The following is a 10,493-nucleotide window of genomic DNA, read 5'->3' as shown; positions in this document are numbered from 1 at the left end:
TTGCTACACCCTGCTTTCAGCTTGGCCTCACGGCTTCCACCTTGGGTTTCGCTACGCTTCTTGTCACTCGCTGCGGTTACCTCCTTTCAGGTAACAAGTACATGCCCATGTCGGGCACACTAGGGTCCGCTGTGCGGACCGTCCGCTGTGCGGCCCGTCCGCTGGAACCGTCCGCTGTGCGGACCGTCCGCGGCTGACCCCATCCCGTGGGACACTCAGGGGACACCGCCGCGACAAGAACCCGTTCGGTGCCGTGACCCGCCTCCCCCTGCGCAGCGTTGGACAACAGCATGAACCGCAGCGAACTGACCGAACGCATGCACAACGGCGAGAACTCCGGCGTCGAGTTCAAACGCGATGACCTGCGACCCGAGCACCTGGCCAAAGAGATGGCAGCGCTGCTCAATCTGAAAGGCGGGCATATCCTGCTCGGCGTCGACGACGACCGCAAACCCATCCCCGGCGCCGACTTCGACGCGCTGGACCAGCGGCGCCTGATCAACTATTTCCGTGATGTACGGCAGCAGGACTGCCCCGAGCCGAACGATCGCGACAGTTGGCTGCGACTGCTGATCAATACCGAATTGATGGTCGAAGACCGCGGCCGGGTCATGCCCAGCGTGGGCGGACTGCTGTTGTTCGGCGCCCAGCCCAAGCGCTACCTGCCGCAATCCGGCATCACCGCCGTCGCCTACACCGGCACCGACCGGGACTACGACACCAAAGCCGGACCACGCACGCTGCGCGGCCCCATCGTCTCCCTGTTGCCCGCGACCACGGACGCGGCCGGCCCCGGTCATCTGCGGATGCCGCGCGAATTTTCCGCGGCCGACGGCGCGGTCGAAACCGGCCTCATCGCCGAAGCGCTCGATTTCGTCCGCCGCAACACCGACGTCCGTGCCTGGATCGACCCGGGCGGCACCCGCCGCGAACGCTGGGACTATCCGCTGGACGCCGTCCGCGAGGCGCTGGTCAATGCCGTCGCCCACCGCGACTACAGCATCACCGTTATCGACATCGAACTGGCACTCTACGCCGACCGCCTGGAAGTCATCTCCCCCGGCCGATTGCCGAACACCGTAACCATCGACAAAATGCGCGCCGGCTATCGTGCCTCGCGCAATGAACTCATCAAAGAAATCCTGCGCGACTATCGCCTGATCGAGGCCACCGGACTCGGCGTCCCACGCAAGATCATCCGCGGCATGCGCGAGCACAACGGCACCGAAGCCGACCTGATCGAGGACGGCGAACGCTTCATCGTGCGCCTGTGGAAGGATGGGCTGGCGACTCCCTGATCCTCTTCCCCGAGGGCACCCGTGGCGACGACACCACGGTCGGCTTGTGATGTCGGCAATCAAACGCGACCGCGGCCTGAAAGACTTCGGCACGCTCATCGAAGGCCACGGCGGGATCCTGGACCGCATCGACTCACTGTGCTTCGCCGCTCCAGTGTTCTTCCATGTAGTTCGCTTTTTCTACACCTGAAGTGCGACGGACTGCCGGGTTGGGAACAAAGGGTTCTGGTACCATAGCTCCTGGTCCGCCGACATTCCCACGTGCGGCAGCAACGCGCGAATTTTCCTGTTTTCGTGTATTCTTCGCTCTCACTAGATGCAAAAGGACGCGGTCATGGGGAGCCACGCGGAATTTTGGGGAAAGTTGCGTCAGGACCACCTGACCGGTCGGGTTCTCGCCAGGCTATCGTTAGTTGAACATTGCCTTGATGTTGCAGGCGTTTTTACGGTCTTAGTGCGCCTGCCCCTGATCCGCGCCCGGCTGGATGCCGCGGCCGGACGGTGCCTGACTGAAGCGGACCTGGACCGGCTGGGCGTCCTCGCCCTGCTCCACGATCTGGGCAAGACCAATCTGGGCTTTCAGGACAAACCCTTCGACCCGCGCTCCCGCGTGGGACACATTGCACCGATCCAGGCCCTGTATGGGGAAGACGATCTATGTGAACGCCTGATCGCGGCCCTGACCGACCTCTGCGAATGGGCCGATCCGCCGGAAGTGCTGGAGTCCTTCCTGCTCGCCGCCTGGTCTCACCACGGGACTCCGGTCCGCTTCGACTCGACCATCCGCACTGGCTACGACCCCAAGTGGTGGCGTCCGCGGGATGGCCGCGACCCCTTCGCGGGAATCGCCGAACTGCTGCACGCCGCCCGTCAAACCTACCCGCGCGCCTTCGCACCGGATCTAGTGCCGCTGCCCGACCAACCGGCCCTCCAGCACCGCTTCGCCGGGTTGGTGATGCTGGCCGACTGGTTGGGCTCCCATGACAGCTTCTTCCCGATCGACCGGGCAGCCGATTTCGACCGCCCGCGAGCCGCCAGGCAGGCGGTCCGCGGGGTTGGACTCGATGCCGGCGCGGCCCGACTGGACCTGGCCGGGCGACCCGCCGACTTCACCCACCGCTTCGGCTTTACACCGCATCCACTACAGGCAAGCATCGACGCCCTGCCGCCCGCGGACCCGGTCCATCGGCTGCTGGTCGCCGAAGCCGAGACCGGTTCCGGCAAGACCGAGGCCGCTCTGGCCCGCTTCTTCCATCTGTTTGCCGCCGGGGCCGTCGATGCACTCTATTTCGCCCTGCCGACCCGGGTCGCCGCCCGCGAGCTGTATCGACGCATCCGCCGCTACCTGCGTCGCGCCTTTCCGGACCCCCGCGTGCGCCCGCGCGCGGTCCTGGCGGTGCCCCGCTACGCACGGGTCGGTGGTATCCCGGTTGAGAAACTGCTGCCCCCGCCCGGAGTACGCTGGGATGAGGACGCCAGCCAAAGGCGCGCCGAGCGCGTCTGGGCGGCTGAACACCCCAAACGCTTCCTGGCCGCGACCGTGGCTGTCGGTACCATCGACCAGGCCTTGCTCTCGGCGGTGCAAACCCGCCACAGCCACCTGCGCTCCGTCTGCCTGGACCGCAGCCTGCTGGTGGTCGACGAGGTCCATGCCTCCGACCCCTACATGCGTTACCTGCTCAAAGGGCTGCTCGGCCATCACCTGGGGCTGGGCGGTCATGCCTTGCTGCTGTCCGCGACCCTGGGTGCGGCAGCGCGCACCGAACTGGTCGCCGCCGCGGCCGGCGTCGCCCTGGCCCCGCCGCCTCTGGCCGCAGCCTTGGCGGCCCCCTACCCGGCGCTGACTGACCTGTCCGGAGAGCCGCTCCGGATCGCCCCGGTACCGGCACCCGGCAAGCCGGTCCGCTTCAGTGTCCGCCCTCTGCTGGACCAGCCCCAGGCCCTGATCCCCGAACTGGCCGAGGCGCTCACCGCGGGCGCCAGGGTCCTGGCCGTATTCAACACCGTCGGCCGGGCGGTTGCCTTTCAGCGTGCCTGCGAGGCCGACCCAGCCATCCCGGCCGCGGCGCTGTTCCGCTGCGCCGGGGTCATCTGTCCTCACCACGGCCGCTTCGCCCCCACGGATCGGGAGTGGCTGGACCAGGCGGTTAGCGCGCGCCTGGGCAAGGGCTCGGCCCCCGGTCCCCTGTTGCTGATCGGCACCCAGACCCTGGAGCAGAGCCTGGATCTCGACGCCGACCTGCTGATCACCGACCTCTGCCCGGCCGATGTGCTCCTGCAGCGCGTGGGTCGCCTGCATCGCCACGCACGCGAGCGGCCCGCGGGCTTTGTGCAGGCGCGCTGCCTGGTCCTGGTCCCCGACACGGCCACCCTGGAGGATCTGCTCGACGGGCGCGGCACAGCCAACCGCACCGCCAAGTCCGCGGGTCTGGGGAGTGTCTACGAGGACCTGCGTACCCTGGAACTGACCCGCCGGATGCTCGCCGAGACACCGCTGGTGGAGATCCCGGCAGACAACCGCCGGTTGGTCGAAGGGGCGACCCATCCGGAGCGGTTGGCGTTGCTTGTGGGCGAACGGTGGGCGCGTCATGCCGTCCAGGTTGACGGAGAAACCCTTGCCAAAGAGCGTGCGGGTTTTTTTGTCGCCGCCAAGTACGATAAGGCATTCGCGGACGAGAATTCACCGCGCCCCGACGACCTACCATACTGGGCCGCTACGCGCCTGGGACTGGGCACCCTGCGCATTCCCCTCTCCGGTAGTCCCCTTGGACCCTTCGGCCGCCCCTGTCCGGAGATCACCATCCCCGGCCACCTGCTGCCAGGCGTCACCGCCGACGAGACGCCCACGGATCTGACCCCGGACCCTGACGGGTTCCGGTTCACCCTCGCCGGGGTGGCCTTTCGCTACACCCGCTTCGGATTGGAGAAGGAGCCCGATGAACCTGCTCACTGACCCCGTGTTCCGCGTCGATACCTCAAACGGCCTGGAACGGCTCGACCTGCCGGGTTTGCTGGAGACGATGGGCGCCGACCGGCTGGAGTCCCTGCCGGGTCTGCAACGCCACCAGGAAGACGCCTTTCACATTTTTCTCTGCTACCTGGCCGGCGCTGTGCTCGCCCGTGAGGGCCAGGAAGACCCGCGCCAAGGAGCCGGATTTTGGCGGGAGGGGATTCGCCGTCTGACCCGTGCTGACGGGGGTGGGGACGACGGCGCCTGGACCCTGGTGGTCGGGGACCCGACGCTGCCGGCTTTTTTGCAACCACCCTGCCCAACCACCGCCGACTTTAAAGAGCTTGAACTCAAAGCGAAAACGCCGGACGGGGTCGATCTGTTACCAACCGCCAAAAACCATGATCTGAAGGCTAACCGTGTCGGCCATCCAGAACCGGATGATTGGATTTACGCCCTCATTAGTCTTCAAACCATGAGCGGTGTGTTTGGCAATGGAAAATATGGTATTGCACGCATGAACAGCGGTGCCGGAAGTCGGTCGGTCGTTGCCCTAAGCTATGCGACGACATGGGGCGAGCGCTGGCGCGAACACACCACGAGGATTATGGCACTGCGGCCGGACCTCTTAGCACAGTCCTGGCACTACCGGTCGGATGGCCTGGTATGCACTTGGATACCGCCGTGGGACCGTCACAGCAGTCTCGTCCTGAGCACCCTGGACCCGTTCTTCATCGAGGCTTGCCGAGTCGTCAGACTGGTGGGCGACGCCAGGGACATTCGTGCACTGGGAGCCACCAGCAAGAGCCAACGAATCGCGGCCAAGGCTGCTAACGGAGACCTCGGAGACCCCTGGATCCCGATCAATCTAAAAAACAAGTCGGCGCTCACCGTATCGGCCAACGGATTCACACCAAGCCTACTGCGCGATCTGATTTTCCAAGACGGATTCGCCCTGACCGGGCTTCAACTGCCAACTCAGGGGCGCGCCGGCCAGCACTGCCGCTTCACGGCATCTGTCTTGGTTCGGGGAATTGGCACTACCGACGGATTCTATCAGGCTATCGTGCCGATTCCCCATACCAGCGCCCGGCGTATGTTTGGCCGTGGCCCTGAGCACGATCGCCTGGCCGCCCTCAGCAAGACCGCTATTGAAGATAGCGGGACCATGCAGAACAGGATTCTTAAGGCATCCGTGTACTCATTGCTGGAAGCGGGACCGCAGCAGGTCGATTTTGAAAAACGCGAAGTCACGGCTTGGTGGGGGGAAACACAACGGTCGTTCGCCGCCGCCTGGTCCGCCGATTTCTTCCCTTGGCTCTGGCGCACCGCCGAGCACCCGGACCTGGAAACCGCCCGGCTGGAGTGGCTGCAGGCCCTGAAGCAGAAGGCCGAGGCCGCGCTGACCGAGGCCATCGCCCGCTATCCCACCCGCGCCGGGCGCCGTTACCGGGCGCAGGTCCGCGCCCAGGGGGTATTCCACGGATTGCTGCGCAAACACTTTCCCGTACTCACGCCGACACCAATAGACGACCAGGGAGAGACCGCCCATGACGACACCAGCCACAGCTGAGGCCCCGGCCTCCGCCACCCCGGACCTCCGTCAGCGCATCGGCCACATCGCCGGCGTGCTCGCCTCCACCGAGTTCCCGACCGGCGAGCGGGCGCGACTGCGGCGCCTCGACCCCACACAAGCTCCGGAGCTCGCGTTTTACCGCTTCGCCTTCCGTCACCTGCCGGAGGACTGGGAGCGCAGCCAAGACGCCTGGATGACCCTGGTGGCCGGCATCGCACTGATGGGCCAGACGGCCCACCGCCCTGATCGACCTGCCGGCCAGGCCCTGGCCGAAGCCGGTTATGCGGAGTCGCGCCTGGAGCGCCTGCTGGCCGCCGAGGACACGACCCTGCACACCCTGCTGCTGCGCGCCGCCCGCTTCCTGGCCGCCAAGAACGCCTCATGCAACTGGGTCGATTTTGCCTGGCTGCTGCTCGCGAATAACCGCGAACGGCAGGAATCCGCCCGGCTCGCCATCGCCCGCGCCTTTTATCGCAACCTCAAGGATAAGGATTAAGCCATGTTCCTGCAGATCCACACCCTGACGTCCTATCATGCCACCCTGCTCAACCGCGACGACGCGGGGCTCGCCAAGCGCATCCCCTTCGGCGATCAGACCCGACTGCGGGTCTCCTCCCAGTGCCTTAAACGCCACTGGCGGGAAAATCTCCATCAGACCGTGCCGCTGCCTGGCGGCCTGCGCACCCGGCATTTCTTCCAGCGTGAAATCTGCCAACGGCTGATCGACGAGTCCGGTCTGGGCCAGGAAGCGGCGACGCGGCTCACCCAGTCCCTGATCACACTGTTGCTCCAAAAGTCCGACAAACCCAAGGCGGAGAAGCCAAAAAAGGGCAAGAAGGCCAAGGCTGAGCAAGGCGAACTGGACTTGGATCTCGAATCAGGGGAAGCCAGCCCCGCGGCAGACACCGAGATTATCGGCCTGCAGGTCAAGCAACCGATTCTGTTCGGCAAGCCGGAGGCGGACTTCCTGGTCGGCCTGCTGACCGAGTGCGCCGCCCAGGGCCAGGGCGCTGAGCAACTCCTGGAAACCAGGCTCAAGGGCGACAAAGCCAACTTCAAGACCATGCTGCGCCAGGCCGGCCATGGCAACCTGTTCGCCGGGGTGGAGGGCGCCTTGTTTGGGCGTTTCGTGACCTCCGACATCCTGGCGCGCTCCGATGCCGCGGTGCATGTCGCGCACGCCTTCACGGTCCACGGTCTCGACACCGAGGTGGACTATTTCACCGTGGTGGATGACCTCAACCGGGACGAGGAGACCGGCGCCGCCCATGCGGGCGACATGGAACTGGGCTCCGGCGTCTTCTACGGCTATGTCGCGGTCGACGTGCCCCTGCTGGTCTCCAACTTCACCGGCAGCGACCCCAAGGATTGGCGTGCCCAGGATAGCAAGGAAGTTCGCCAGGTCCTCGGTGCCTTGATCCGGGCCATCGCCACTGTCAGCCCCGGGGCCAAGCTCGGCGCCACCGCGCCTTATGCCTACAGCGACTTCGTGCTCCTCGAGGCCGGTCCCCAGCAGCCTCGCAGCCTGGCCAACGCCTACCTCCAGGCCCTGCGCCCGCGCGGCAACCTCACCGGTCAGGCGGTCGACGCACTCGCCGCCCACCTCCAGGCCCAAGAGGCCATGTTCGGCCCAACCGCGGAGACCCGCACCCTGGCGACCACCTGCGCCTGGACGGATGAACCCAAACCCCAATCCCTTGACAACGCCAGTGCCGCCATCCTGAACATCATCTTCGGGGAGGCGTCCGATGGACATCCTGCTGCTGCGCTTTGACGCCCCCCTGATGAGCTTCGGCGGCGTGATGGTGGACCAACACGGACCCACCGACCGCTTCCCAGGGCTCTCCCTGCTGACCGGCTTGCTCGGCAACGCGTTGGGCTGGCGGCACGGTGATGCCGAGGCCCTCACGCAACTCCAGGGGCGGATCGAATTCGCCGCCCGCTGGGACCAGACCCCCGAGCCCTTGCTGGACTATCACACGGTGGACTTGGGCCAGGCCAAGATGATCGGCTATGCGGACCCGGCCAAGAAGGCCGAACACGGCGGCTGGACCACCCGCGGCGCGCCGGAGCATCGCGCCGGGGGCGATTCCGCCAAGTACGGCACCCACATCCGCTACCGGCATTATTGGGCCAATGGCGTCATGACCGTCACACTCACCTTGACCGGCGAAGGACCGCCCACGGTCGCGGACCTGGCGCTTGCCCTGCGTGCACCCGCCCGACCGCTGTTCCTGGGGCGCAAGACCTGTCTGCCGTCCACCCCCCTGCTCCTGGGAACCACTGCGGCCCCCGATGTCCTGACCGCCCTGCGTCAGGTCAAGCGCGCCCAACGCCCCGGCACCCGCCACACCCCGGACCCCATGGAAGCCTGCTGGCCGGCCCACCTGGAGGCCCAGGGCGCCAGCCGCGAGATCACACTCTACGATCGCCGCGACTGGCACAACCAGATCCATGCCGGTCAACGGCGGCGCCGCGAAGGACGGATCGAGGAGGCCCTGTTATGCCCCTGAGCACCCCGCTGAACATGGTCCAGTTGCATCCGGATCCCGCCGCACTGCTGCGCTTCCTGGCCGGTCAGGGCCAGCACCACGCGGCGGACTCCGATCTGGGTTATGGCGTCCATGCCTGGCTCGCCGCCACCTTCGGCGTACTGGCGCCGCGCCCCTTCCGCTTGCATCTGGACGCGGGTCATCGTAAGCCGCCCAAGCTCCTGGCCTATTCGCCCCACGGCCGGGAAGCGCTGCTGGATCAGGCCCGCACCTTCGCCGAGCCGGCCGCCCGCGCCGTCTGCCCCCTGGATGAGGGTCTGGCCGTGGCCGCGCTGCCCGGACCGGAGCACTGGCAGCCGGGTCGGCGACTCGGCTTCGAGATCCTGGCCTGCCCCGTCACCCGCCGCGCACGCACCGGTGTCGAACGGGACTGTTTCCTGCGCGAGGCGGACCGGGCCGGCCCGGACGCCGGACTGGACCGCGCCGCGGTCTATTGCGACTGGCTGGCGGCCCGCATCGAGGAGGCCGCCGCGGTCGAGACCTGTGACCTGGCTGCTTTTCATCTGGTCCAACAGTTCCGTCAGGGGCATCAAGCTGGCCGACACGGTCGGGGCCGAGCCCACCTGGTTCGCCCAGCGGCCCTGCTGCGGGGCGTTCTGCGGATCGTCGATGGGGCCGCGTTCCACGGCCAGCTGGCAAGAGGGGTCGGCCGGCACGGAGCCTTCGGTTATGGCATGTTGTTGGTGAGACCGCTCTGATGGTCGGGCTCTTCGCCGGCCGCCTGGGACTGGCTGAGTCCCGTATCCCCCATGCCGATCGGCATGGGCTGCTCTGGCTCGCGCGCGGCAATCTCACGGTTGAAGACGGCACCCTGCACTTTCGCGCCGCACAATCCGACGACCTCGAACCCGGCGACTATGCCATCCCCTATCAGAGCGTCTCCCTGATCCTGCTCGGGCCTGGTTCCACCGTCAGTCACGACGTGCTGCGCCTCCTGGCCCGCCACGGCACCCTCTTGGCCGCGGTTGGCGAGGGCGGGGTCAAGTTCTACACCGCGCCGCCCTGGGGCCAGGGTCACTCCGCTGTCGCGCGCGCCCATGCCCGTCTCTGGGCCGACGAGAAGGCGCGGATCGACGTGGCCCGCCGTATGTATGCCTGGCGCTTTGGGCGCATTCTGCCCCACAAGGACATTACCGTGCTGCGCGGCATCGAAGGCGCAAGACTCAAGGAGACCTATCGGCTGGTCGCCGACCAGCACGGCATCCCCTGGAAGGGTCGGCACTATGACCGCAACAATCCCAACGCGACCGATATCCCCAATCAGGCCATCAACCACGCCGTGACCTTCGTCGAGGCCGCGGCGGATATCGCCGTTGCCGCCGTCGGCGCCTTGCCGCCCTTGGGCTTCATCCATGAGGACTCCAGCAATGCCTTTACCTTGGATGTCACCGACCTGTATCGGGCCGATATCACGCTACCGCTCGCTTTCGCTGTCGCCAAGAAGGCGCTGGACGATCCGGAGATCCGGTTGGAGCGCGAGTTACGCCGGGAGGCCGCGGCCTGGTTTCGCAAGCACCACCTCATCTCAAAAATGATCGATAGGGTCAAGGAGTTGCTCGGTGTCGATGACAGTGGTAGTGACGCGAAATGTGTCTGATCGAGTGCGCGGGTTTCTCGCCTCATCCATGCTGGAGTTGGCCCCAGGCGTCTACAGCGCTCCCCGCGTCAGCCCCGCCGTGCGCGAACGCATCTGGACCGTCTTGAACGACTGGTTTTCGGCCGAAGTCGCCGCATCCATCGTCATGGTGTGGGCCGACAACCAGTTACCCGGCGGGCAAAGCGTGCGGGTGCTGGGGGTGCCGCCGGTCACCCTGGTCGAACTCGACGGTCTGGTCGTTACCCGCCGCGACCTGCCCACCCCCAAGTCGAGCGCAGCCTCAGTGCCCGCACCATCGGGCTGAGGAAAATCACAGATCTTGGCTCTCTGGGATCTCAGTAGGTCGCATAGTTTTTTAAAAACAGCAGGATAGGGCTGTTACACAAAAAGAAAATGGCTCCATGGCAACGTCTGAAAGTAGCGTAAGCCTCTGATGTGAAGATTCGGCAGAGCAGTAAGAGCCCCAAGGCTTTGATTAGGGCTTGTCGATGAGGCTCGCCATGCGACTCTCTGACACCCT

Annotated in this window: 10 protein-coding genes and 1 pseudogene; 10 read left to right on the top strand and 1 reads right to left on the bottom strand. The window is 66.2% G+C overall.

The features are described from left to right. Positions 1-290 precede the first annotated feature (290 nt). The 10 genes and pseudogenes from QZY03_RS27025 to cas2e all read left to right on the top strand — a co-directional run bounded on the left by QZY03_RS27025 (position 291) and on the right by cas2e (position 10,277). Positions 291-1,298, top strand: coding sequence for an ATP-binding protein (locus QZY03_RS27025; RefSeq protein ID WP_295586615.1), 1,008 nt, complete (start codon positions 291-293; stop codon positions 1,296-1,298). Between the two features lie 37 nt (positions 1,299-1,335). Further along, positions 1,336-1,488, top strand: a pseudogene (locus QZY03_RS27020) (phosphatidate cytidylyltransferase); the annotation flags it as partial. Between the two features lie 126 nt (positions 1,489-1,614). Continuing rightward, the gene (gene cas3, locus QZY03_RS27015) at positions 1,615-4,251 is read left to right on the top strand and encodes a CRISPR-associated helicase Cas3' (protein ID WP_363169606.1); all 2,637 of its coding nucleotides are present in this window, start codon (positions 1,615-1,617) and stop codon (positions 4,249-4,251) included. Then, complete coding sequence (gene casA / locus QZY03_RS27010; RefSeq protein WP_295586609.1) at positions 4,235-5,821, top strand: type I-E CRISPR-associated protein Cse1/CasA; 1,587 nt, start codon at positions 4,235-4,237, stop codon at positions 5,819-5,821. Before cas3 ends, casA begins: the two co-directional genes overlap by 17 nt. Then, positions 5,799-6,320 carry a type I-E CRISPR-associated protein Cse2/CasB gene (gene casB, locus QZY03_RS27005; RefSeq protein WP_295586606.1) on the top strand — a complete coding sequence of 174 codons (522 nt, stop codon included), beginning with the start codon at positions 5,799-5,801 and terminating at the stop codon, positions 6,318-6,320. Before casA ends, casB begins: the two co-directional genes overlap by 23 nt. Positions 6,321-6,323: 3 nt before the next feature. Beyond that, on the top strand, positions 6,324-7,598 hold the full coding sequence (gene cas7e, locus QZY03_RS27000; protein WP_295586603.1) for a type I-E CRISPR-associated protein Cas7/Cse4/CasC: 1,275 nt from the start codon (positions 6,324-6,326) through the stop codon (positions 7,596-7,598). After that, on the top strand, positions 7,573-8,337 hold the full coding sequence (gene cas5e / locus QZY03_RS26995; RefSeq protein WP_295586600.1) for a type I-E CRISPR-associated protein Cas5/CasD: 765 nt from the start codon (positions 7,573-7,575) through the stop codon (positions 8,335-8,337). Before cas7e ends, cas5e begins: the two co-directional genes overlap by 26 nt. After that, a complete protein-coding gene (locus QZY03_RS26990) occupies positions 8,328-9,074 on the top strand; it encodes a type I-E CRISPR-associated protein Cas6/Cse3/CasE (protein ID WP_295586597.1) in 747 nt (248 codons plus the stop codon). The genes cas5e and QZY03_RS26990 overlap by 10 nt, the downstream gene beginning before the upstream one ends. Continuing rightward, on the top strand, positions 9,074-9,973 hold the full coding sequence (gene cas1e / locus QZY03_RS26985) for a type I-E CRISPR-associated endonuclease Cas1e (RefSeq protein WP_295586594.1): 900 nt from the start codon (positions 9,074-9,076) through the stop codon (positions 9,971-9,973). The genes QZY03_RS26990 and cas1e overlap by 1 nt, the downstream gene beginning before the upstream one ends. A gap of 4 nt (positions 9,974-9,977) precedes the next feature. Continuing rightward, positions 9,978-10,277 (top strand): type I-E CRISPR-associated endoribonuclease Cas2e, encoded by a 300-nt coding sequence (cas2e, locus tag QZY03_RS26980; RefSeq protein ID WP_295586591.1) that lies wholly within the window; start codon positions 9,978-9,980, stop codon positions 10,275-10,277. A gap of 31 nt (positions 10,278-10,308) precedes the next feature. Here cas2e and QZY03_RS26975 read toward each other — a convergent pair. Then, the coding region (locus QZY03_RS26975; RefSeq protein ID WP_295586589.1) for a hypothetical protein at positions 10,309-10,493 on the bottom strand (185 nt) is incomplete at its 5' end.

The organism is uncultured Lamprocystis sp. (assembly GCF_903933125.1).
In the GTDB taxonomy this organism is placed as follows: domain Bacteria; phylum Pseudomonadota; class Gammaproteobacteria; order Chromatiales; family Chromatiaceae; genus Thiodictyon.
Note: the sequence above shows the minus strand (reverse complement) of the source record. Positions and strands in the feature narration are given on the sequence as shown.